Origin of the sequence: Chitinophaga oryzae (assembly GCF_012516375.2) — a bacterium.
GTDB classification, from domain to species: domain Bacteria; phylum Bacteroidota; class Bacteroidia; order Chitinophagales; family Chitinophagaceae; genus Chitinophaga; species Chitinophaga oryzae.
The window spans coordinates 2,627,633-2,651,899 of the sequence record NZ_CP051204.2 but is presented as its reverse complement, the minus strand read 5'-3'; the positions used below and the strand labels follow the sequence as shown (position 1 = coordinate 2,651,899).

The window sequence follows — 24,267 nt, the reverse complement described above, 5'->3', positions numbered from 1 at the left end:
TGTATACCAGATTGGTTTTAATGATATTTTTCCAGTATTTGTTCGAGATCTTCCGGTTGGAGGTCCCGGTATAAGTCTTCGTCTATCATCAGTGCCGGCGCGTGATCGCAGGTGCCGAGGCAGGCGTTGGGCAGCAGGGTAAACCGTTCGTCGGCCGTTGTCTGTCCGTAGCCGATCAGCAGTATTTCGTGCAACCGCTGCCGTAGCGCCGTATATCCCATCACGTAGCAGCTGATACTGTCGCACAGCAGGATGATGTGCCGGCCTACCGGTTTGCGGAAGATGAGATTGTAAAAAGTCGCCACGCTGTCCACCTCCGCGGCGCTCATCTCCAGCATCGCAGCGATATCGGCCACACTTTCGTCAGATACCCAGCGCCGCTCCTGCTGCACTATTTTGAGCGCTTCGATGCAGGCAGCCTTCTTCACCGGTACATGCCGGAGCTCGTGTGAGATTTTCTCTATTTCGATGGCGGACAACATATCATTTACGGATTTTGAAATTTTGTTATTTTGATATTTTATTGCGTGTGCATTTTGTAGTTCTAATACAATATTTCTATAGCCGAACAGTCATATTCCGGTAAGCAGATAGCTTCATCGCCAAGTCCCGCTCCCCCAAATCCCAAAATTCCAAAATCCCAAAATTCCAAAATCCCAAAATCTCTAAATCTCACCGGTCTATATCCGCCAGCACATAGTCCATCCCTCCCAGTATCGACAGCAGGTCGGCCACGGTATACCCTTTACTGATGAGCGGTATCATCTGCATATGAGGGAATGACGGCGTGCGGATACGGGTGCGGTAGGAACCGGTATTTCCGTCGCTGACGAGATAATAGCTGTTCCAGCCTTTGGTGGCTTCGGTGCATACCATGGCTTCGCCCGGCGGGATGACCGGTCCCCAGCTGACGTTGAGGAAATGGTGTATGAGTGTTTCGATGTCGTGCATGGTATGTTGTTTCACCGGCGGGGTAGCCAACGGGTGGTGCGATTTAAAATCGCCGGCAGGCATATATTCCAGGCACTGCTGTACAATGCGGAGGCTCTGCCTCATTTCTTCCACCCGTACTACCGCGCGGTCGTAACAATCACCATTGTGAGCGACCGGGATCTCGAAAGCGAAGTTTTCGTAGCCGCCATAGGGTCTTTTCTTGCGCAGGTCCCATTCGAGGCCGCAGGCGCGCAGCCCCGGTCCTGTAACGCCCCACTCTATGGCTTCTTCGAGCGTATAGATACCAATACCTTTAGTGCGTACTTTAAACAGGTAGTTTTTCATGACCATTTTGTCGTACTCCCGCAGTTTGCGCGGGAAGTAGTCCACAAAATTTCTGACCAGCGTGTCCCAGCCTTTGGGCAGGTCCTGTGCTACGCCTCCTATGCGGAACCAGTTGGGATGCATGCGGCCGCCGCAAATGGCTTCGATGATCTCGAATACCCGTTCCCTGTCGGTGAACATGTAGAATACAGGCGACAGCTGGCCGAGGTCCTGGGCAAAGGTGCCATACCATACAAGGTGGCTGGCGATACGGAACAGTTCGCAGAGCATAATACGGATCACCTGGGCGCGCAGCGGCACTTCGATGCCGGCGAGTTTTTCCACGGCCAGCAGGTAAGCGAGGTTGTTGTTGACCCCGCCGAGATAGTCAATACGGTCGGTATAAGGGATATAGGTATGCCAGGACTGCCGTTCGCCCATTTTTTCGGCGCCGCGGTGGTGGAAGCCGATATCGGGTACCGCGTCGATGATATTTTCACCGTCCAGCTGCAGGATGATACGTAATACGCCATGTGTGCCGGGGTGCTGAGGGCCGATATTGAGGAACATAAAGTCGGCGTCGTCGCTGTGCCGCTTCAGTCCCCATTCTTCGGGGCTGAACTGCAGTGCGTGCTGTTCCTGGTCCACTTTTTCATCGAAAAGTTTGAAAGGTCCCATTTCGGTAGCACGGGCGGGATGCTCTTTGCGGAGGGGGTGGCCCTGCCAGGTGCGGGGCATCAGGATACGTTGCAGATGGGGATGGCCATTGAACCGGATGCCAAACATGTCGTACACTTCCCTTTCATACCAGTTGGCGGCAGGCCATAGGTGGGTGATGGTGTCCTGGGAAGGGAATTCGCCGTGGAGGCCGACTTTCAGGCGCAGAAACTGATTTCTGTCGAAGGAGAAGAGCGTGTATACCAGTGTGAAATCGTAGGGCTTGTGGCCGTTCTGCTCTTTTTTGTACGCACGCTCATCGATGGCCGTAAGGTCATAGAGCATACGAAAAGGCATTTTTATTTCCGACTTAAGGTATTGTAGTATGGCCACAATCTTCTCCTGTGGCGTCCTGAGGGTGGGCGTCTCATCCCGTGTGGTTAGCGGCTTGATGGTATCTTCGCCGAAACGGGAGCTTAATTCCGCTACAATGCTCTCTGGCATGGCGTATTAAGTTTGACTGTGAGGGGACAGGTGATTATTGATCCGTTACTTTAAGTATTATTCATATATCCGTTACTGTTAGTAAATAGATTTTATATTTCGTCAGGTGTTTTAAATTGTGTCATTTGTTGTCTTTGATCGTGCAGCCGTTCCCGTTGAGATGTTTTTTCCGGGCGTATCACGCCCTGGTCGCCGATGACCCAGCTGAGCGGCCGTTGTTCTTTGCCTACACTGTCGCGCAGCAGGAGCAGGCCCTGCATGAAAGCGTCCGGCCTTGGCGGGCATCCGGGCACATACACATCTACCGGCAGGAATTTATCCACGCCCTGCACTACGCTGTAGATATCGTACATACCGCCGGAGTTGGCGCAGGAGCCCATAGAGATGACCCAGCGGGGTTCCATCATTTGTTCATAAAGGCGTTTGATAACGGGCGCCATTTTGATGAATACGGTGCCTGCAATGATCATAACGTCCGCTTCGCGGGGGGTACCGCGGATCACTTCCGCGCCGAAGCGGGCGAGGTCGTATTTGGGTGTCATGGCGGTGGCCATCTCCACAAAACAACAGGATAATCCGAAGTGAAAGGGCCACATGGAATTTTGCCGTCCCCAGCCGAGGAGGCGTTCTACACTGGTAAATACTACGCTTTGCTGCACCACGTCTTCCATGGAGGTGTTACCAGCTACTTTTCCAGCGGGGTCCCCGGCTTTTGTTAACCACCATTTCATATCATGCAGGTGTTACTGTTGAACAATGAGCACGGAGCATACGGTGTTAGGTCATGGCCTGTTGCTGTTGGAGCGGCGTAAAAGCATCGTTGTGTGCCTGGCTTTCCTTTTTGCGTTTCTTGTATGCGCGTAAAATTTTCCGGCCATCCGGACCGAAGTCCAGCGCACCATTCCGCCACTCGTATATCAACACGGCCAGTAGGATGAGCATAAATACAGATACGCCTGCGAAGCCTACCCATCCCACTTCCTGGTAGGCGATGGCCCAGGAAATGATCAATACTGTTTCAATGTCAAAAATGACAAACAGCATGGCTATCAGGTAGAATTGAGAGGGGAAGCGAAGTCGTGCGGAGCCCGTGGAAACGATACCGGATTCATATGCTTCACCGGTAGCACGGTCTTTATGACGTTGTCCAAGCACATACGACAATGCCAGTATGAGACTTACCAGTATCAATACTATGCCGCCATATGCTACAAATGGCCAAACAGGGATGGTATCATTAACAGCGCTTTGCAAGGTGTTCGCCCTCCCGAGCGATTGACTTTAAAGTTCCGTTTATTACCAATCTTTTGAGTCTGCTTCTGAAGAATTGTGTCTTTAATCAAAACCGTTTTGGGGCAGGAAGAAAATATTGTTTCATAGTTAGTTATCATAACGTCAGAAACCTCATAACGGTATAGGCTATATGTTTATCTGAAATTACAAACAATCCGGCAATAAAACAAAAATGATTTTGCCTGATCATGTATGTGTGCCGGTAATATAACATTCAAGACTGGTGATGATATGGCGCTGATCGTCTATAATAAATTTCACCACGTCTCCAATAGAAATAAGGCCGATCAGTCTTCCCTGCGCATCGGTAACAGGCAGGTGACGGATACGTTTGTCTGTCATCTTCACCATACAGTCTTCGATGGAATCTTCTTCTGTAACAGTGATCGGGCGTTCCGTCATGATTTCACGGATCAGTGTTTCCTTGGAAGCGCGACCTTTTAAAATCACCCTGCGGGCATAATCCCTTTCAGAAAAAATCCCCAGGAACCTGTCATCTTCATCTACTACGGTGAGTGCGCCTACGTTACGGTCAACCAGCATCTGCAGGGCTTCAAAAACAGTGTTGTCTGGTCGGATGGAGTAAACTGCATGACCCTTGCCCTGCAGGATATTGCGTACTTTTCCCATGGCAAGCCTAATTTAGAAAGTTAGAAAATGTGAAAAACCAACTTTACCTAAGTTAAGCAATTTAACCGGTAAAATCAAGGGAGAATTCTCACAGGGCCGTAGTACCGGATTGCAGCCGAAAGGATGAAATATGCCTGCGCTCTCGGGGGCAAAGGGGGTAGCGCTTTCCGGGGGGCAAAGGGTCCAAAGGGTTCTTTCCAGCATTCCAGGGTTCCCCGGGCTCACGCCCGGGGCAACGATGTTATTCAGGCTGTTTTTGGGGAAAAGGGAAATGGAGGTATGTTTGTTTTTTCAGAGGAATGGAGGCGTGAATGTTTCATGGCAAGGCCCGGACCATAAAATAGCCCGGGCCTTGCTACAACCATTCGGTATATTGTTAATATAGTGTTTCCAGCCCTTTTACTATTGCTGGTTTATCCTGGTGCAGGTCCATCACCACAATCTCATTATTCCCTTTCTTCAGCCAGGAAGCCGGGCAATAGAGGCGGTGCTGAGGGCCTATTTCCCAATAACGGCCCAGGTTATGCCCGTTCACCCATACGAGCCCTTTTTTCCAGGCGGATACGTCAATGTACGTGTCGCCGGTTTGGTCCAGGGAGAAGGTGCCTTTAAAAAACTGTCCGGCTTTGCCGGTATTGCCGGACGAGGCGGTAAGCCCGGCTATGTCCTTTTCGGTCAGCGGCAGCCCGTACACGTCCCAGTTCATCAGCGTCATACCGTTGAGCGTCACCCTTTCTGTAATGCCTTTCCGGTCAATAATACCGTCGGCAAAATTGATACGGCCCATGCCTTCCACCAGCACTTCCAGTACCGGATTGGCCACGCTGGTTTTGGGCAGATCAATGGACTTCTCCCCCAGCCTGCGGTCTATTTTACCAACGTACTGACCGTTGAGGAACACCGTGGCATAGTCATGCAGGTCCCTGATCAAGAGTTTTCCGCTTTTATGGCCGATGAGGGTGGTTTTATACAGCATAAAGCCATAGTCCTGGCCATAAGCCTCGAAAGGACGGGGCTGTACGTCATGTACCGCCTGCGGAAGATGGTCCCACACGCTGGTAAAGGGCGTTAAAGTCACTTCCGGGAAACTGATCGCCGGAATGGGGGCCGGCACAGGAGGTAATTTTTTTCCCTTCGGGAGATAAGACGCCAGCAGCTGGCGCAATGCTTCGTATTTGGGGGTGGCCCTCCCCTGCTCGTTGATGGGCGCATCATAATCGTAACTGGTCACGTCCGGTTCATATCCTTTGCCACCGGAATTGGCGCCGGCGGTGTAACCGAAATTGGTCCCCCCATGGATCACGTAGAGGTTAAAGGACCGTTTGGTGTCCATCAGGAACTTCACCTCTTTCACAATACCTTCCGTCCCCGGGCGCTGCCAGCCTTCGCCCCAGTGCGTCAGCCAGCCGGGATAAGATTCGCTGCTGAAGGCCGGTACGTCCGGATTTTGTTTCCTGGCCGCCGCAAAGTCAGCTTCCGAGCCGCCGGAGTCCAGGCCTATAGCGGCGCCGTCTACGGTGCCGGCTTCCAGCATGTAAGCGGTAGGACCGTCAGCCGTATAAAAGGGGATATCGATGCCATTCTTTACCCACAGATCTTTAAGTGCGTTCAGGTAGTTTTTGTCGTTACCATAGCTGCCGTATTCGTTCTCAATCTGCATCATCACCACCGGGCCGCCCTGTGTTACGAGCAACGGCTTCACTTCGGCGGCAAGGCGCGTCACATACCGGTCCACCGCTTCCATATAGCGCGGGTCCATGCACCGTACTTTGATATCGGGCGTCTGCAGCAGATACGGCGGCAGCCCGCCGAATTCCCACTCCGCACATACGTACGGACCGGGGCGCAGGATCACCCACATCCCTTCCTGCTGCGCGATACGGATAAATTCAGCAATGTTGTGATTGCCGCTACTGAAATCGAACTGCCCTTTTACCGGCTCATGGTAGTTCCAGAACACATAGGCGGCAATAGTATTACAGCCCATCGCTTTGGTCATTTTAATGCGATGACGCCAGTATTCCTGCGGGATACGTGCCGGATGCATCTCCCCGCTGATCATCTGATAGGGTTTACCATCGAGGAGGAATTCCGATTTGCTGAGCGCAAAAGTGTGTTTTTGTTGTGCTGAAACGGCCTGTCCTATGCAACAGGACAAAGCGAGTGCAAGTATTGTTTTTTTCATGGTTCACTTATATCAATTACGAATTACGAATTACGAATTGGGAGTTAATTCGCTGCCTGGCATACTAGTAACCTCGTAATTCGTAATTCGTAATTCGTAATTCGTAATTCTATTAAATATTTCCTTTCTTCAGTTCACTCACCGCATGGTCGCAGGCTCTTGCTGTCAGCGCCATGTAGGTGATGGACGGGTTTACACAGGAAGAGGATGCCATACAGGCGCCATCGGAGATGAACACATTTTTGGCGGCATGTACCTGGTTAAAACCATTGAGCACGGACGTTTTAGGGTCTTTCCCCATCCTGGCGGTGCCCATTTCGTGGATACAGTGGCCCGGGGGCGGTGCCGAGTCGTAGCCGTGAACATTTTTCAGTCCGGCTGCTTCCAGCATTTCTTTGGCGCTCTCCTGCATGTCTTTACGCATAGCTTTTTCGTTCTCTTTGAATTCGCAGTCGATATCGAGGGTAGCCAGACCGTATTTATCTTTTTTCTCTTTATTGAGCGATACTTTGTTTTCGAAATAAGGCAGGTGTTCGCCCCAGGAACCGATGCCCATACTCCATTTGCCGAGGCCTGTCTGTGCTTCCTTCAGTGCCACGCCGATGCCCTCGAAGCTTTCGCCTCTGCCTCTGCCGGCGCCGCCCTGGTAACCGAAACCGCGGACATAGTCTTTCTGCTTCGTTTGCTCGTTTACGTTACGGAAGCGGGGGATATAAATACCGTTGGGTCTGCGGCCGGCGCCATGGTATTGGTCTTCGAAGCCGTCGAATTCACCACCGGCGCCTACACCGAAGTGGTGGTCCATCAGGTTGTGGCCCAGTTGTCCGCTGTCGTTGCCGAAACCGTTCGGGAAGCGGTCGGAGACGGAGTTGAGCATGACCCAGGTGGTACCCAGCGTAGAAGCGTTCAGGAAGATGATATTAGCGTAGTATTCCACTGTTTGCAATGTATGGGCGTCCATGACCCTTACACCGGTCGCTTTGCTTTTGTCCTTATCGTACAGCACTTCCAGTACGATGGAGTCCGGGCGCAGGGTAAGGTTGCCGGTAGCGGCGGCAGCCGGCAGGGTAACGCCGTTGCTGCTGAAGTAGCCGGTAAAAGGGCATCCGCGGGCGCACATGCTGCGGTACTGGCAGGGGCCGCGGTTATTCAGCCCTTTGGTGAGGTGGGCGGCACGACCGATGGTCATGATGCGGTCGTTATATTTCTCTTTGATACGGGCGGCTACGTGTTTTTCCAGGCAGTTCATCTCCATGGGAGGCAGGAAAACGCCGTCGGGCAGTTGCGGCAGGCCTTCCGCCTGTCCGCTTACGCCGATGTATTTCTCTACGTAGCTGTACCAGGGAGCGATGTCTTTGTAGCGGATCGGCCAGTCGACGCCGTGACCGTCTTTGGCATTGGCTTCAAAATCAAGATCGCTCCAGCGGTATACCTGGCGGCCCCACATGATGGAGCGGCCTCCTACGTGGTAACCGCGCAGCCAGTTGAACGGCTTTACCTCGTTGTACGGATTTTCTTTATCGTTCACCCAGAATTGCTGGGTAGCTTCGTCAAATGCATAACACCGGCTTTGGATCGGGTGGTTTTCCCGCATCTCGTTGCTGGTCTGCAGGTGGTGTTTAAATTCCCAGGGGTCCATGGTAGCGGTGGTGTAATCCTTGATATGCTCCACGTTGCGGCCTCTTTCCAGCACCAGCGTCTTTAGGCCTTTCTCAGTGAGCTCTTTGGCGGCCCAGCCACCGCTGATGCCGGAGCCTACCACGATGGCATCGTAGGTATTTTCCTTTGTCGCTTTAATATTGAGATTCATGATAATGTTGGGTGTAGTACGGAATTAAAAACTGAAATGCAGCGAGTGACACCGCTGCATTTCAATTTTCCCTAAATTTTACTAAATCAAAAAATAACCAAATATCTAAATAACTAAATGGTTCCTAGATGTTGCCTTTCTTCAGTTCTTTTACGGCATAGTCAGCAGCACGGGCGGTGAGCGCCATGTAAGTGAGGGACGGGTTTACGCAGGCCGCAGAGGTCATGCAGGAGCCGTCTGTTACGAACACGTTTTTCACTGCGTGCATCTGGTTGAAGCCATTGAGCACGGAAGTTTTCGGATCGTGACCCATACGGGCGGTGCCCATTTCATGGATAGCCATACCCGGATAAGAGCCGTTATCGTATGTTTTCACGTTTTTGAGACCGGCCGCTTCCAGCATTTCGGCAGCGTCGTTCATCATGTCCACGCGCATTTTCTTTTCGTTTTCCTTGAATTCGGCATCGAATTTCAAGACTGGTTGTCCCCATGCGTCTTTCACGGAGGTATCGAGGGTCACTACGTTGTCTTCGTATGGCAGACATTCGCCGAAGCCTCCGAGTCCCATGCTCCATTGGCCCGGTTCGGTGAGCATTTCCTTGAAGTCTTTACCCACGCCCATTTCGGCGATGCCACGGCTCCATCCGCCACGGCCGGCGCCGCCCTGGTAACCGAAACCGCGGAGATAGTCGCGTTTGTCGTTACCGATGTTGCGGTAGCGGGGCACATAGATACCGTTGGCGCGGCGGCCGAAGAAGTATTTGTCTTCGTAGCCTTCCGCGGTACCGGAGGCGCCTGTACGGAAGTGATGGTCCATCAGGTATTTGCCCAGTACGCCACTGTCGTTGCCGAGTCCGTTCGGGAAGCGGGAAGAGGTGGAGTTGAGCATCACAAAGGTGGAACCGAGGGTAGAACCGTTGATGAAGATGATCTTCGCGTAGTATTCCACCATTTCTTTGGTGTGTTTGTCGATCACTCTTACGCCGGTGGCTTTGCCTTGTTTTTCGTCGTAGATCACGGAGTTGACGATCGAATCAGGACGAAGCGTCAGGTTACCGGTAGCCATGGCAGCCGGCAAAGTTGACGACTGGGTGCTGAAGTAAGCGCCGAACGGACATCCGCGGCTGCACAGGTTACGGAACTGGCAGCTTTCGCGGCCGGGCAGCGGCTTGGTGATGTTGGCCACACGGCCCATAGTGATGATACGGCCTTTGTATTTGCTTTCAACGGCCGCTTTCACGTCTTTTTCCACGCAGTTCATTTCCATGGCGGGCATGAACTGGCCGTCGGGCAGCTGGGGCAGCCCTTCTTTCGTACCGCTGATACCAGCGAATTTCTCTACATAGTCGTACCAGGGGGCAATCTCTTTATAACGGATCGGCCAGTCGACAGCGATGCCGTCTTTCAGGTTGGCTTCAAAGTCGATGTCGCTCAGGCGATAGGACTGACGGCCCCACATGATGGATTTACCGCCTACGATGTCCGGACGGTACCAGTCGAAGCGTTTTACCTCGTTGTACGGACTTTGGGAATCGTTGATCCAGTATTTTTCGTTGTGTTCGCTATAAGGGTAATCGCGGCTGAGTTTGGGATGGGTTTCGCGCTGGTCTACGGTAATGCGGCCCCGGTGGGTAAATTCCCAGGGATCTTTAGTGGCCGTTTCATAGTCCTTCACGTGTTCCAGTTTCTTGCCACGGTCCAGCATCAATACCTTCAGTCCTTTTTCTGTCAGCTCTTTGGCAGCCCAGCCACCGCTTACACCGGAGCCGATGACGATAGCATCGTAGGTGTTCTGCTCCTGTGCTTTGATATTTAAGTTCATGGTAAATCGTTATGGGTTTGAAAAGAAAGATACAGGCCGGCACCTGCCAGCCATTCCGTTTGTCTGCAACCGTCGCTTAAACGGCCCAGGCTTTGTCGCCTTTTTTATAGGGGATGCAGCCTTCATATTTACCGGGTACCGGCACATAGCGCAATGCCTGTGTAGCGCCTTCTTTGGAAGTAAAGTAACCCAGCAGGGTCAGCTCCTTCAGGTACTGGAAATAATGGGTAGGATCGCCTTCTTTCTTGTCTTTCCGTTTGTTGTACTCCACCCGCTCCTTGTCGATCTGGGTCAGTAATTCGGTGCGCTGCTCAGGGGTGATGTCCATAAAGTTCTTTTTGAACTGTTTCTGGCTGGCGGCATCGATTTTCTTCAGGCCATCCAGGAATACGTCCTGGTCGCTTTTCTTGTAGCAGTCATTCATCATGACCACAATGAATTCGTCGACCTTGGCGGCTTTGGCACCAGGAGTACTGGTAGTGGGTATAATGGTTTCCGCTATTTCAGCCAGTAACGCTTTCGTTTCAGGCTTGTGCAAATCATAGTTTTTCGGTGCGGAACCGGTGCAGCTTTCTAATGCTGATAACGTGGAAGCGGAAATGGCAGTCCCCAACAAAATCGCCACATTCCTGATTGCGTCTCTTCTGTGCATAAAATAGTATATTGATTTGACCTTCGGACAAGTTTCAAAAAAAAAATCTAAAAAACAAATAGAATAATGATGAAATACGCGTGACAGATAGCGGATCGTTGAAAAAAACGAAGATCCGGGCAATTTATTATATGCCCGGATCTTCGTTTTATGGATCAATGGTCAGGATAGCTTCCCGGCCTACATAATATATTTGCCTCTGTCGTCTACCATTACTACGGGCAGACGGTGGTGCCGCTCAAAATAGTCGTACGCTGTTTTCAGCTCCGTCCAGAACTGTTTGGAGGAGTTATCTGTCAGGGAGAAGTTGCCGAGGTACTCCATAGACCGGTTGTTGCCGAATTTTACGGGGAATACGTGTACAGGTATAAAGTCCTGCCCTGCATTTTTGGCATTTACGGCCAGGATGTACACTTCATCGATAAATTCGTTGGTCAGCGGTATACACCCTACCGTGATACAGTCGCCATGGATATAGATTTCGCCACCCGGCTTCTTCGGATCGCTCAGGATGCGGTCGGAAAAGTTAGGGTAGTTGATACCGAGCGACAGGTGATAATTGCTGTTCGGGTTAAAGTCGTTGATATAATAGAACCCTTCCGGCACCTGGCGGTCGCCCTCTTTTCTCTTAGGTCCCATTTTCCCGGACAGGGTACATACCCGGTACGATTTAAACAGGCGGAAGGTATCGGTCACACTGTTTTTCACCCAGACTTCCATTTCACTGTCCAGCTTGAAAGAACGGACAAAAATGTATTTGGCGGGATAAGTGAGTCCTTTTTTCTCAAACTCCTTTTTCAGCAATTCTTCTTTTTCCCGGTAAGCCTCCCCTACTTTGGGGAACATTTTCTGATTATCCAGGAAAGACTGTTGCGCAGAGAGGGTACCTGCCCCCAGCAACAACATAGCCAAAACAACAAGTCTCTTCATATCAGATTTCACAAAATTTTAAGAATTACACCAGATTTATATAGGCAAGATAAAACAATAAGAGCGATAAAATGAAATATATCACTATGCTTATTTTCCTGTTGGCGATCTTCAGTATATAGTGCTTATGTCCCTGGTAAATCAATATGGCCGTGAATGCCTGAAAAATCCCACCCAATAGAAACAGTATGCCAAACAGCGTTTGTATGCTCATAAAAAACGAAACAGTTAATAAGAATATTGTTCCCGTAAAGTTACGCGAATATTGTTATCCTCAGAGCTTCGTCCATTCCAGTTTAACAGTTCCTTCGTCCATTCCGTTGCGGAAGGTGCCCCGTACCGGATACTTGCTGGCGTTGTAGGCGTAGGTATAGGTATGGGTATAGCTGCGGGACGCGTTTGTTGTGCTGATGGTTTCGGACAGCACGTTGTGGGCGGACAGGTTCGCCGGGGTGATGTCCATCAGGTAGGCCAGGTCCGGGCAAAGCTGTTGCGGGTTCTGCCGGCGGTCATAGGTGTAGGTGACGGCAGAGGTCAGCCGGAAGCTGCCGTATCCCGGTACTTTACCATAGTTCTCCATTTGTGTCACATTTCCCTCATTATCCCATGTATACAGCTGATAGCCGCTGGTTTCCAGCTGTCTTTTTACAGGGTTGACTGTCTGGTGGTACCGGGCGGTGATCTTTCCTTCCGCACTGTATACTATGGAATCGGTCGTGTACACCGCGTTGTTGCGGTAATAGTGAATCAGTTGCAGCTGATTACCGCCGGGAGCATAACTGTAGGTAGCGTCCAGGTCGCCTGTCTGCGCAGTAGCATCATCCGTGGAGAGCGTTTTAACAAGACGGCCGTTTTCATATACCGGCAGTTGTATGCTCAGCCAGGATTCCCCTCCTGACTGGTGTACCTGCGTGATTTTACGGAGCGTTTTGTCCGAATTGTATTCCAGCGTGGTTTTGCCCGCCGGAGAGGATATCTTAGAGAGATAAGTACCGCCCGGGATGTCTTTATCTGCCCGGAAAGCGGAGGCCAGCACTACTGATGCAACCAGTAAGGCGCAGGTGGTCATTTGTGTTTTTACATACTGTATCATTGTCTATATATTTACATAATAAAAATTAATAATTTATTTTTCATGGAATCAGTAATTCACATTAAAAATAAAATAAATAATTAAATATTATATATGTTTTAAGGTAATAAAGAATAACATTGTATAATCCAATACACAACCATCTATTTATAGGAATGGGAAACCACTCGACAACAGCCGTTGGTTTAATTTTTCAAAACCGCCAGAAGCGGCAGGTAAACAAAATATTATTAATAGGTTAACAAAAAGGAATAGCTCTGCTGTGTTCACCAGGGGCCATAAAAAAACCGCACCGCGAAAAACGCGGTGCGGTACAGGTGGCTGAATGTGTTGTTGCTTTCAGCAATTTAACAGTGCTCCATAGCGGGTTGTAACCAAAGCCGGGCAAGTGGGCCGAGCCCTTTAGAACTTATAAATTTCCGCGCAGGGCCTGTTCTCTTTCGATAGATTCAAACAAGGCTTTGAAATTGCCTTTACCGAAAGACTGGGCGCCTTTACGCTGGATAATTTCAAAAAATACGGTAGGCCTGTCCTGGATAGGCTTGGTGAAAATCTGCAACAGATATCCTTCGTCGTCACGGTCTACCAGGATACCGAGCTTGCGCAGGGGTTCAATAGATTCGTCGATCTTTCCTACCCTTTCCAGCAGCGTGTCGTAGTAAGAACCAGGTACTGTCAGGAACTCAACGCCGCGGGCCTGTAAATCAGAAACGGTCTGGATAATATCGTTGGTAGCGATGGCTACGTGCTGTACGCCCGGGCCACCGTAGAAATCCAGGTATTCTTCGATCTGGGATTTTTTCTTTCCTTCTGCCGGTTCGTTGATCGGAAATTTCACACGGCCGTTACCGTTACTCATAACTTTACTCATGAGTGCCGAATATTCGGTGGAGATATCGCTGTCGTCGAACGAGATAAGGTTTTTAAAGCCCATGGTGCGCTCATAGAAAGATACCCAGGTATTCATTTCGTTCCAGCCTACATTGCCCACGCAGTGGTCCACATATTGCAAACCGGTATCTGCCGGGTTATAGACGGTTTTCCATTCTTTATAGCCGGGCAGGAACGGACCGTTATAGTTTTTGCGTTCAATGAAAAGGTGCACGGTATCGCCATACGTCCGGATACCGCTGCGTACCACTTCACCGAATTCATCTTTTTCCACTACGGGCTCCAGGTAAGGAGTGGCGCCACGTTTAACGGTTTCCTCGAACGCAGAGCGGGCGTCGTCTACCCAGAGCGCCAGCACTTTTACGCCATCGCCGTGTTTGGCTACGTGACGCGCGATGTCGGTATCGGGCAACAGGGAGGTGGTAAGTACGAAGCGCAGTTTGTTCTGTACCAGCACGTAGGAAGCCCGGTCTTTTACGCCGGTTTCAGGGCCGGCGTAGGCCACTGACTGAAAACCAAAAGCGGTCTTGTAATAGTGGGCCGCCTGTTTTGCGTTGCCCACATAAAACTCAACATAATCGGTACCATTCAATGGCAGAAAGTCCTGACCGGTCAGGTTGGAAGCGTTTACTACTGCGGTTTCCATAATTCAGTGTTTTAGATTTTTGTTGTTTAAGTTGTTTTGGTGTTTATCTGTTGATTGTTCTATTGTACATTGTTTATTCTGCCCAGCTCATCACATATCCTTCATCTTCGATGCCCAGTGCTGCTTCGGTGATCTGCAGCGGATGGAAAGTGTCCACCATCACAGCCAGCTCTTTGGTTTCCTTGGCGCCAATGCTTTTTTCCACGGCTCCGGGATGCGGGCCATGCGGGATACCGGCCGGATGCAGGGTGATCATGCCGCGGGTAACATGCTTACGGCTCATAAAGTCGCCATCCACATAATAAAGCACTTCATCGCTGTCGATATTGCTGTGGTTATAAGGCGCCGGGATCGCCAGCGGGTGATAGTCGAATAACCGCGGGCAGAAGGAGCACACGACGAAATTGTTGCCTTCAAAGGTCTGGTGCACCGGCGGTGGCTGGTGTACGCGACCGGTAATAGGCTCAAAATCGTGGATGGAGAAAGCGAAAGGATATTCGCAGCCATCCCATCCGATCACATCAAACGGGTGGTGTTTATAATGAAGCGGGTAAATTACCCCTTTCTTTTTTGCGTTGATCACGAAATCCCCCTCCTGGTCGATGGTCTCCAGGTTTTTCGGCTGGCGGATATCGCGTTCGCAATAAGGCGCGTGTTCCAGCAGTTGCCCGTATTTGCTCAGGTATCTTTTTGGGTACCGGAGCGGGCTGAAAGATTCTACGATAAAGAGGCGGTTATTTTCCGTTGTGAAAGCGATCTGGTAAATGGTACCACGGGGAATCACGAGATAGTCGCCGTAACCGAATTCCAGTTGCCCGTATTGTGTTCTGAGCAAGCCGCTGCCTTCATGCACAAAGATCATCTCATCAGCGTCTGCATTTTTGTAGAAGTAGGTCTCCATGCTTTTACGCGGCGCGGCCAGCACGATATGCAGGTCGCTGTTGACCAGCACTGCTTTACGGCTTTTCAGAAAATCATCTTCCGGCTGGATGTTAAACCCCTGAAAGCTGCGGTGTTTCAGCATTTTTTCTTCCGCCACTTTGGGGGCCACGGAGTACGGTTCATCCACTTTTACGATTTCGGTTGGCGGGTGACAGTGGTACAGGAGGCTGGAATGAGAAGAAAACCCTTCGGTGGAAAACAATTGTTCCGAATACAGTCCCCCGTCCGGTTTGCGGAACTGGGTATGTCGTTTATGCGGGATTTGTCCTAGTTGATGATAATGTGGCATAACGCGTATGAATTAAAAGATTGTTTTGGTGTATGTAAGCTGAATTGGTGTATGATCCTGCAAAAAATTTGCTGTATTGGAAATTATCACGCAGCGCAATTGAAGGCTGATGCTAAAAGACAAATTGCCGGTAAAACGAAGTGCGCACATGCAGCAATAGCGATAAAGAAATGCCATTACAAAGTTACGCGATATAAACAGGAAAAGCAGCCGGAAGGGGCTGTTTCGGAAGGGTTATGCCAAAGCCGAATCCATGGCGAGGGTAGCCATGAGAAAGTAGTAGTTAAGCTGACTGTTGCTTGTATATTTCAGTGAAACGGACAAGTGGCAAATAATTTAGTCAGCTAAAGTTAAGGATATTTTGTTTCCTTCCAAGCAAATTATTGTTTTAGCAGGAAAATATAGGGACCTGAAACCGTATACGGCATTTTAACGGCAGTTATCCCAAAAAAACTATCTTAGCGGCAACATATATATACTATGAAATATCTGCTGCTATTGATTTTGTTACCCATCGCTGTTCATGCACAGACTGCAGACACCCGGCCGCCGTTCATTCCGGCCGGCTATCAAAAAATAGCCGAAGCCGCCGGCGATCTTGACAAAGACGGAAAAGACGAGCTGGTATTGGTTTACGACACCGAACCTGATAAGAATGATGACTTTGAGAGGATTCTTTATATCTGCCGGTATACGGACGGAAAACCGGGCCTCTGGCGTAAAAAAGTGTTGTCCGTTCTGCCTGCCCATTCCATGCCCCAATACACCAGGCTGCAAGACCTGAAGATCAGACGCAATTGTATTATACTCAAACAGGAAGAATTTCCCGGCGGCCGGAACCTGACATTGTACACTCATATTTTCCGTTTCCAGCAAAATGACTGGTACCTGATCGGTTCAAAAACCTCGCTGAACACCAACTGCTATGGTGCGCAGATCTCCGAAGTCAACTTTTCCACGGGAGATGTGGTCGTTGCGTTCGAGCCTGATGGCGGTTGTGACGGAGAGGATAACCCGCAACCGGCCAAAAGCCGCCGGCAATACAAACATACGTTTACCACCCTTCCCCTGTTAGACCAACTGAAATTCGGGGAGAACAGCCTGAAGATCCCAGGTTGCAAGGAGACAATCTATTATTGATCCGTATTCATCCCGGCGTTAGTATTTCATCCTCCCGGAAGCAACATCATCCATCCTCCCGGGATACCTCCCGGGGCATACGGCCCGTGCCATGATGTTATCCAGGCTGCTATGTTCCCATTGGTAATAACACTCCGGGAGCCCGTTATTTGTCATTAGTTTCATGACAATCCATTTGCCTTGTTTTGCCGCTTTTTGACATCTTTTTGTCATGAAAATGTCTTTAAAAATAGTTTTTTATTAAAACCAGAATGCTGCAACACCGTCATCCACATCAAAGAAAATCGCAGTAAACCAATCATAATTTTAATAAAAACAATGATTGTTAGACATTTTCAAAAACAAACAACATTTATTAAATTATTTGAAAATATCCACCTCAGGCTTTTATTTACCGGCAGAAATCCAGACTTTTGTTACACAATCGTCATAAAACAATAGTGCAAGCAGTAGCTACATATCATCTCTCCTCCTCCACTTCCTCCTTCCAGGGGAAATGCCTGAGCACTATTATTACGACCACCACCATTACAACCCCACTGCGGGGTTAGTATACACATATCATCCAGCGACCACAGCCGTGGTAACCACCGGGAACCCGGAACATCCATTCGTATAAACATTATTCACTATGCAAGTACTTAAGTTTGGCGGCACTTCTGTCGGAAGCGCCAAAGCCATAGAACAGGTTTGTCAAATCCTCAAAAACAATAAACCAGCCGGCCGTTATGCCATCATTGTATCAGCGCTCGGCGGCACTACGGACAAGCTTATACGTTGCGGTCAACTGGCCGGCGAAGGCCAGGAACAATACAAGTCCGTACTACAGGAAATAGAAAACAGACACCTGGACACTATCCGCGAATTATTCCCTATCACTGCGCAAAGCAGCATGATCAGCCAGCTGAAGAAAAAACTCAACGCCCTCGAAAACCTGTGTGACGGCATCTTTCAGGTAGGAGAACTGAGCGCCCGCTCGCTCGATAAAATCATGAGCTATGGTGAACTGATCTCCTGCGTTATCGTTGCGGAAAAGCTCAAACAACTGGGTTTCTTCGCCACCTGCAAAGACAGCCGGGAACTGATTGTGACCGACAATAACTACGGCCATGCGACTGTTAACTTTCAGGCCACCAACCACCTTATTACAGAATATTTCGCACAGCATCCGGCGGATTACGTGGTGCTGCCCGGCTTTGTGGCGGCCGCTCCCAACGGCGACACCACCACCCTCGGGCGTGGCGGCTCGGACTACACTGCCGCCATCATCGCCGCCGCCGTACACGCGGAGCTGCTCGATATATGGACGGACGTAAGCGGCATGATGACCGCCGATCCCCGCCTGGTGTCCCAGGCCATTCCCATCGCCCACATCTCTTATGAAGAAGCGATGGAACTGTCCCACTTCGGCGCCAAAGTCATTTATCCACCTACCATACAACCGGTCATGGATAAACGCATCCCCATCTGGATCAAAAACACTTTTGCCCCGGATGATTACGGCACCCTCATACAGGACAGCGTGGAACGCGCTTTCCCGGTGACCGGCATCTCCGGCATCCAGCATATATCCCTGCTCACTCTCGAAGGAAGCGGCATGGTAGGCATCCCCGGCTTCTCCAAAAGACTGTTTGAATCGCTCTTACAGGAACGCATCAACGTTATTTTCATCACCCAGAGCTCTTCGGAACACTCTATCACCGTCGGCATCCACGAAGCAGACATGCTGAAAGCCAAAACGGCGGTCGACAGTGAGTTTGCACAGGAGATACAGGAGAAACGCATCGACCCCCTGCAGGTGGAGAAAGACCTCTGCATTGTGGCTGTTGTGGGCGACAAAATGAAAAACCACCACGGCACCAGCGGCAAACTGTTCGGCACCCTCGGCCGCAACGGCGTCAATGTGAGGGCCATCGCACAAGGCTCTACGGAGAAAAACATTTCCGCCGTGATTAATAAAGCCGACCTGAAAAAGGCGCTCAACCTGATACACGAAACCTTTTTTGAAGCGCCGCTGAAACAGGTCAACCTGTTCATTGCCGGCGTAGGCAACGTAGGCGGCAAACTGCTGGAACAGCTGCAGCAACAGCAAACCTACCTGCAGGAAGAACTGGGACTGCAGATAAGGGTAGCCGGCCTGGCCAACAGTAAAAACGCCCTGTTCAGCCCCTACGGCATCGGTCTGCACGACTGGAAAAACCAACTGGCGCAGGGCGACGCGATGGACCTGCCGGCTTTCGTGGACAACATCAAATCCTTAAACCTGCGCAACAGCGTATTCGTGGACAATACCGCCAGCAGCGAAGTGGCCGCCGTTTACCATGAGTTCCTGCAGCATGGCATTTCGGTGGTGACCTGTAATAAAATCGCCTGTTCATCTGACTATGCCTACTACAAACAATTAAAAGACCTGGCCCGTAAATACAACGCCTCTTTCCTTTTTGAAACCAATGTAGGCGCCGGACTGCCGGTCATCAATACCCTCAATGACCTTGTCAGGAGCGGCGACAGGGTACAGAGCATCGAGGCGGTACTTTCCGGCAGCCTGAACTTTGTGTTCAATCATTTTGTGAACGGCAACAGTTTCCGCAGCGTGGTCCAGGCCGCGCAGGACGAAGGTTACACCGAACCGGACCCGCGTATTGACCTCAGCGGCAAAGACGTGATGCGTAAAATCCTGATCCTGGCCCGTGAAAGCGGCGCCGCTATCGAAATGAACGACATCACCAACCACTCCTTCCTGCCGGAAGCCTGTCTGAATGCACCCTCCGTGGCCGATTTCTACGAAACGCTGGATGAACATGCCGGCCATTTCCAGCAGCTGTACCAGGAGGCGGCCAGCGCCGGCAAGAGACTGAAGTTCGTGGCCCGCTACGCAGATGGCCAGGCCTCTGTAGGCCTGCAGTGCGTAGCGCCGGACCATCCTTTCTACCAGCTGGAAGGCAAAGACAACATCGTGCTTTATACCACCAACAGGTACCAGGAGCAACCGCTGATCGTAAAAGGAGCCGGAGCCGGCGCAGACGTGACCGCCTCCGGCATTTTCGCCGACATTATCCGGTCAGCCCGTTTATGACCGGCTGTTAAATCCTTGTAACCTCGTTGCGGAGACGACACCAAATGATTAAATTAATGAACATAACCCTTCCAGTATGGACAGCATAAAAGTATTCGCCCCCGGCACTGTTGCCAACGTAGCCTGTGGTTTTGACGTTATCGGCCTCGCCATGAACGCGCCCGGCGATGAAATGGTCGTACGCCGCACCAGCCAGCCCGGCATCCGTATCAAAGCCATCCACGGCGCCGACCTGCCCACCGACCCCGCCAGGAACGTGGCCAGCGTGGCGGTGCAGGCGCTGTTGCAGAAATACGACCAGCCCGATACCGGCATCGAGATAGAGATCTTCAAACATATCCACCCCGGCAGCGGCATCGGTTCCAGCGCCGCCAGCAGTGCCGGCGCCGTGGTAGCGGTCAACCACCTGCTGGGCGAACCCTTCACCAAAAAACAACTGGTCCGCTTCGCCATGGAAGGAGAAAGACTGGCCTGCGGGTCGGCACATGCCGACAACGTGGCGCCCGCCATCCTCGGAGGCTTCACGCTGGTGCGCAGCTATCGCCCGCTGGACATCACCACGCTGCATACGCCGGCAGAACTGTGGGTGACCGTTATCCATCCGCAGATAGAAGTCAAAACATCCGACGCCCGCGAGATACTGAAACAGAAAGTGCTGATGACCGACGCCATCCGCCAGTGGGGCAATGTAGGCGCCATGGTGGCCGCGCTCTACCAGGAGGACTATGACCTGATCAGCCGCTCACTGGAAGACGTGATCGTGGAACCGATACGTTCCATCCTCATCCCCGCCTTCCAGGAACTGAAGCTCAGATGCAAAGAGGCCGGCGCTCTCGGCGGCGGCATCTCCGGCTCCGGCCCGTCTGTATTCATGCTCAGTAAAGGCGAAACGAACGCCCGCAAAGTCGCTGAAACCATGAACAGCGTATATGCGCCACTGGGAGTGGACTATAAAATATACGTGTCCCGCGTTAACACCGAAGGCGTTAAAATCATTGACTAATTTTTACCAATCCATCCGCATGCAGTACTACAGTTTACAAGATCCACAGCATAAAACATCTTTTGAAACCGCCGTCATACAAGGTATCGCGCCGGACAGGGGCCTGTACTTCCCGGAGCAGATCCCGTCCCTCGACCCTGATTTTATCGCACACCTGCACAACTATTCAGACCAGGAGATCGGCTATGAGGTGATCCGTCCCTTTATCGGTGATGAGATCCCGGCAGCCGCTTTGCAAAAGATCGTAAACGATACGCTGCATTTCCCTTTTCCGATACAGAAAGTCACCGGTCACACCTATGCGCTGGAGCTCTTCCACGGCCCCACCCTCGCCTTTAAAGACGTGGGCGCCCGTTTCATGGCCGGATGCCTCGGTTATTTCCGGCGCAACAGCGACCGGCCGGTAACCGTGCTGGTGGCCACCTCCGGCGATACCGGCGGCGCCGTGGCCAGCGGCTTTTATAACGTTCCCGGCGTAGACGTCGTGATTCTCTACCCTTCCCAAAAGGTGAGCACCTTACAGGAAAAACAGCTGACCACCCTCGGCGGCAATATCCGCGCGCTGGAGGTACAGGGCACGTTCGACGACTGTCAGCGTATGGTAAAAAGCGCCTTCCTCGACGCCGAGATACAATCACGCCGGCAGCTTACCTCCGCCAATTCCATCAACGTGGCCCGCTGGCTGCCGCAGATGTTTTATTATTTCCTCGCCTACAAACAGATGAAGGCCGCTCATCCAAAGCTGGTGTTTGCCGTGCCCAGCGGCAATTTCGGCAACATCTGCGCCGGTATGATGGCTGCTGCCATTGGCTTGCCCGTAGCACATTTTGTGGCCGCCACCAATGTCAACGACACCGTGCCTCGCTTCATGCAAAACGGCAAATACGAACCGGGCAAAGCGGTGCCTACCCTGTCCAACGCCATGGACGTGGCCGACCCCAGCAACTTCGTACGGGTGTTACAGTTATTCGGCAACAGCCTGCCGGCACTGAAAGAGAAATTTACCGCCTACGCCTATACGGACAAGGACACCGCGCGCACGATGGAACAGGTATGGAAAGAACATCACTATATGCTGGACCCGCACGGAGCGGTAGGCTATCTCGGACTGCAGCAGTTCCTCGCCGAAGCGCCCGATCTGACCGGCGTATTCCTGGAAACCGCCCACCCCGTGAAGTTTGAAGACACCGCCCCCAAAAGCGTACGCGATGCCATTCACACGCCGCCCCGCGTCATGTCGCTCTACGGTAAAGAAAAAGACGCTACGCTGCTGCCGGCAGATTATGATGCGTTCAAAAACTGGTTAATGCGATAAGGATTGCTTAGTTTTGGCGGCGTATGAAATATTTACCTATCCTGGTGGCCATGGCAGGTGTCGTGGCCTGCAACAATGACCATAAAAAGCCCGGCCGGCAGAACGGCGCTGATTCCGCGCTGTACAGCGATATCATACGGCCGGTCACAGACTCTATCCAGCAGTATCCGGACCAGGACGCGCTGTACTATCGCCGGGCGCTGTTGCTCTTCAATACCAATCCCCGCCTCGCGCAGCAGGATTTTGAAAAAGCCGCCAGCCTGAAGCCGGCCAACCCCGACTATTGGGCCGGCGCCGGTGAAGCCGCGCTGGTAGACAGCCGTTACAACGAAGCGGAGCTTTATTTCAGCAAAGCGCTGGCTAACGCTCCCACCTATACGTACCTGCAGTACAAACTGGCCACCGCCATGCTGGAGAACAAACATACCGCACAGGCAGACAGCCTCGCCAATGTGCTGGCCGCCACCGCCGACGGACGTGATAAAGCATTTTACCTGAAGGCGCGCATGGCGGAAGACCGACTGGATACCGCCGCAGCCATTGAACATCTGAAAACGGCCGTTGCCGCTGCCGGTCCGCACGCTGAATACGAAGCCGTCATGGAACTGGCCGACCTGCTGCGCGCCCGCAAAGCACCGGAAGCCGTCCGCTATTATACGGCCGCATGGCACCAGGACTCGCTCAACGCCGCGCCTCTCTATGACGCGGGACAGGTACAGGAAGAACTGGGCGATATTAACGCCGCCATGAACACCTACCGGAAGTGCATCGTGGCCGATCCCGGGTTTGAGCCGGCCTATATGGCGCTGGGCAACATCCACAGCAGCCGGCGCCAGTGGCAGGAGGCGTACAACTTCTACAATCTTGCCGCCAAAGCCGCTCCCACCGATGCACTGGCCTATTTCCAGCGCGGCAGGGCGCAGGAACAGCTGGGCAATAAAAAAGAGGCGATAGCCGACTACGCCAAAGCCGCCTCTTTCAGAAAAGACTATAAAGAAGCAAAGGAAGCCATGCAACGGTTGAGCCGCTAAAGCGCTGCCCGTGTTTATATCAACCGCATTGCTTACTTTTAATACATAAAACTGATTACTATTGGAAAACGCTCCTGTAATGATAGCGCCGTCCTTACTGGCGGCCAATTTCCTTGAACTGGGGAAAGAAGTGGAAATGGTAAACCGCAGCGAAGCTGACTGGTTTCACCTGGATGTGATGGACGGCCGTTTTGTGCCCAATATCAGCTATGGCCTGCCGGTGATCGCGCAGATCAAAAAGCTGGCCCGTAAACCCTGTGACGTACACCTGATGATAGAGGAACCGGAGAAATATGCAGCAGACTTTAAAAAAGCCGGCGCCGATATCCTCACCGTACATGCAGAAGCGTGTGTGCACCTGCACCGCAACATTCAGCAAATTAAAAGCCTGGGCATGAAAGCCGGCGTAGCGCTCAATCCGCATACCCCGGTGGTAGTGCTGGAAAACGTGATCCGTGATATCGATGTGGTACTGGTAATGAGCGTCAACCCGGGGTTTGGCGGACAGACCTTCATAGAACAAACTTACCAGAAAATAAGACAGGTGCGTCAGCTGATCAAAGACAACCAGGCGAGCGCCCTGATAGAAGTAGATGGCGGTATCAGTGCAGAAAATGCCGGCCAGCTGGTGCAGGCAGGCGCGAATGTGCTGGTGGCAGGCAGCTCCATCTTTGCTTCAGCAGATCCCGAGAAAACAATTGCCGCTCTTAAGCGAGGTTCTCTATGATCTCTTTGGACAGGGGTTTGGTAAGATAGCCATTTACCACCGGGTAGTGACGGACACGCTCTTTGTCTTTCTCATCGATAGAAGAAGTCAGCACGAAGATGCGGATCTGCTTGGGCAGCTGGTCGTGAAAGACGCTGTATTCATCCAAAAACTCCCAGCCATCCATAATCGGCATATTGAGGTCCAGCAGAATAAGGTCGGGCAGTTCGTCCACCTTGTCTGCATGCTGCCGGATATGGTCCAATACATCCTGCGCATCTGAGAACACCCTAATATTGGTGCATATCCCCTGCCGTTCTATCATGATTTTAGCAATTTGCTGGTGAATTGGGTCGTCGTCAACTATAAAAATCATATTGATCAGCTTCATAAAA

At 51.5% G+C, this 24,267-nt stretch carries 20 protein-coding genes; 6 read left to right on the top strand and 14 right to left on the bottom strand.

Annotation, left to right across the window (positions count from 1 at the left end; all coding sequences use genetic code 11):
* Positions 1 to 17 precede the first annotated feature (17 nt).
* The 13 genes from nuoE to HF324_RS11085 form a co-directional block, all read right to left on the bottom strand.
* A complete protein-coding gene (nuoE, locus tag HF324_RS11145) occupies positions 18 to 482 on the bottom strand; it encodes an NADH-quinone oxidoreductase subunit NuoE (RefSeq protein WP_168859798.1) in 465 nt (154 codons plus the stop codon).
* A gap of 190 nt (positions 483 to 672) precedes the next feature.
* On the bottom strand, positions 673 to 2,418 hold the full coding sequence (gene nuoC, locus HF324_RS11140) for an NADH-quinone oxidoreductase subunit C/D (RefSeq protein ID WP_168802534.1): 1,746 nt from the start codon (positions 2,416 to 2,418) through the stop codon (positions 673 to 675).
* Between the two features lie 92 nt (positions 2,419 to 2,510).
* The gene (locus tag HF324_RS11135; protein ID WP_168802533.1) at positions 2,511 to 3,149 is read right to left on the bottom strand and encodes an NADH-quinone oxidoreductase subunit B; all 639 of its coding nucleotides are present in this window, start codon (positions 3,147 to 3,149) and stop codon (positions 2,511 to 2,513) included.
* Positions 3,150 to 3,195: 46 nt separating this feature from the next.
* A complete protein-coding gene (locus tag HF324_RS11130) occupies positions 3,196 to 3,672 on the bottom strand; it encodes an NADH-quinone oxidoreductase subunit A (protein ID WP_220100724.1) in 477 nt (158 codons plus the stop codon).
* Between the two features lie 225 nt (positions 3,673 to 3,897).
* Entirely contained in the window at positions 3,898 to 4,341 is a 444-nt protein-coding gene (locus tag HF324_RS11125; RefSeq protein WP_168802532.1) for a CBS domain-containing protein, read from the bottom strand.
* A 376-nt stretch (positions 4,342 to 4,717) separates the two neighbouring features.
* Positions 4,718 to 6,526, bottom strand: a complete 1,809-nt coding sequence (locus HF324_RS11120; RefSeq protein WP_168859797.1) for a glycoside hydrolase family 35 protein — start codon at positions 6,524 to 6,526, stop codon at positions 4,718 to 4,720.
* Between the two features lie 112 nt (positions 6,527 to 6,638).
* Positions 6,639 to 8,336: a GMC oxidoreductase gene (locus tag HF324_RS11115; protein WP_192023246.1), complete on the bottom strand. Its 1,698-nt coding sequence runs from the start codon at positions 8,334 to 8,336 to the stop codon at positions 6,639 to 6,641.
* A gap of 124 nt (positions 8,337 to 8,460) precedes the next feature.
* Entirely contained in the window at positions 8,461 to 10,158 is a 1,698-nt protein-coding gene (locus tag HF324_RS11110; protein ID WP_168802530.1) for a GMC oxidoreductase, read from the bottom strand.
* A gap of 76 nt (positions 10,159 to 10,234) precedes the next feature.
* Positions 10,235 to 10,810: a gluconate 2-dehydrogenase subunit 3 family protein gene (locus HF324_RS11105; RefSeq protein ID WP_168802529.1), complete on the bottom strand. Its 576-nt coding sequence runs from the start codon at positions 10,808 to 10,810 to the stop codon at positions 10,235 to 10,237.
* A gap of 180 nt (positions 10,811 to 10,990) precedes the next feature.
* Positions 10,991 to 11,740: a L,D-transpeptidase family protein gene (locus HF324_RS11100; RefSeq protein WP_168859796.1), complete on the bottom strand. Its 750-nt coding sequence runs from the start codon at positions 11,738 to 11,740 to the stop codon at positions 10,991 to 10,993.
* A gap of 274 nt (positions 11,741 to 12,014) precedes the next feature.
* The gene (locus HF324_RS11095; protein ID WP_168859795.1) at positions 12,015 to 12,833 is read right to left on the bottom strand and encodes a hypothetical protein; all 819 of its coding nucleotides are present in this window, start codon (positions 12,831 to 12,833) and stop codon (positions 12,015 to 12,017) included.
* Positions 12,834 to 13,242: 409 nt separating this feature from the next.
* Positions 13,243 to 14,370 (bottom strand): 4-hydroxyphenylpyruvate dioxygenase, encoded by a 1,128-nt coding sequence (hppD, locus tag HF324_RS11090; RefSeq protein ID WP_168802526.1) that lies wholly within the window; start codon positions 14,368 to 14,370, stop codon positions 13,243 to 13,245.
* A gap of 73 nt (positions 14,371 to 14,443) precedes the next feature.
* Positions 14,444 to 15,601 (bottom strand): homogentisate 1,2-dioxygenase, encoded by a 1,158-nt coding sequence (locus tag HF324_RS11085; protein WP_168802525.1) that lies wholly within the window; start codon positions 15,599 to 15,601, stop codon positions 14,444 to 14,446.
* Positions 15,602 to 16,081: 480 nt separating this feature from the next.
* Here HF324_RS11085 and HF324_RS11080 point away from each other — a divergent pair, with 480 nt between their 5' ends.
* From HF324_RS11080 to rpe, 6 genes are all read left to right on the top strand, one after another.
* A complete protein-coding gene (locus HF324_RS11080; RefSeq protein ID WP_168802524.1) occupies positions 16,082 to 16,741 on the top strand; it encodes a hypothetical protein in 660 nt (219 codons plus the stop codon).
* Between the two features lie 631 nt (positions 16,742 to 17,372).
* A complete protein-coding gene (thrA, locus tag HF324_RS11075; RefSeq protein ID WP_168859794.1) occupies positions 17,373 to 19,817 on the top strand; it encodes a bifunctional aspartate kinase/homoserine dehydrogenase I in 2,445 nt (814 codons plus the stop codon).
* 76 nt (positions 19,818 to 19,893) lie between these two features.
* Positions 19,894 to 20,820, top strand: a complete 927-nt coding sequence (locus tag HF324_RS11070) for a homoserine kinase (protein WP_168802522.1) — start codon at positions 19,894 to 19,896, stop codon at positions 20,818 to 20,820.
* Positions 20,821 to 20,839: 19 nt separating this feature from the next.
* Positions 20,840 to 22,135, top strand: a complete 1,296-nt coding sequence (gene thrC / locus HF324_RS11065; protein ID WP_168859793.1) for a threonine synthase — start codon at positions 20,840 to 20,842, stop codon at positions 22,133 to 22,135.
* A 23-nt stretch (positions 22,136 to 22,158) separates the two neighbouring features.
* Positions 22,159 to 23,166, top strand: coding sequence for a tetratricopeptide repeat protein (locus HF324_RS11060; RefSeq protein WP_168802520.1), 1,008 nt, complete (start codon positions 22,159 to 22,161; stop codon positions 23,164 to 23,166).
* Positions 23,167 to 23,227: 61 nt separating this feature from the next.
* Positions 23,228 to 23,893, top strand: coding sequence for a ribulose-phosphate 3-epimerase (gene rpe, locus HF324_RS11055; RefSeq protein ID WP_258539488.1), 666 nt, complete (start codon positions 23,228 to 23,230; stop codon positions 23,891 to 23,893).
* Here the strand turns inward: rpe and HF324_RS11050 are convergent.
* A complete protein-coding gene (locus HF324_RS11050) occupies positions 23,874 to 24,263 on the bottom strand; it encodes a response regulator (protein WP_168802519.1) in 390 nt (129 codons plus the stop codon). The genes rpe and HF324_RS11050 overlap by 20 nt on opposite strands.
* Positions 24,264 to 24,267 lie beyond the last annotated feature (4 nt).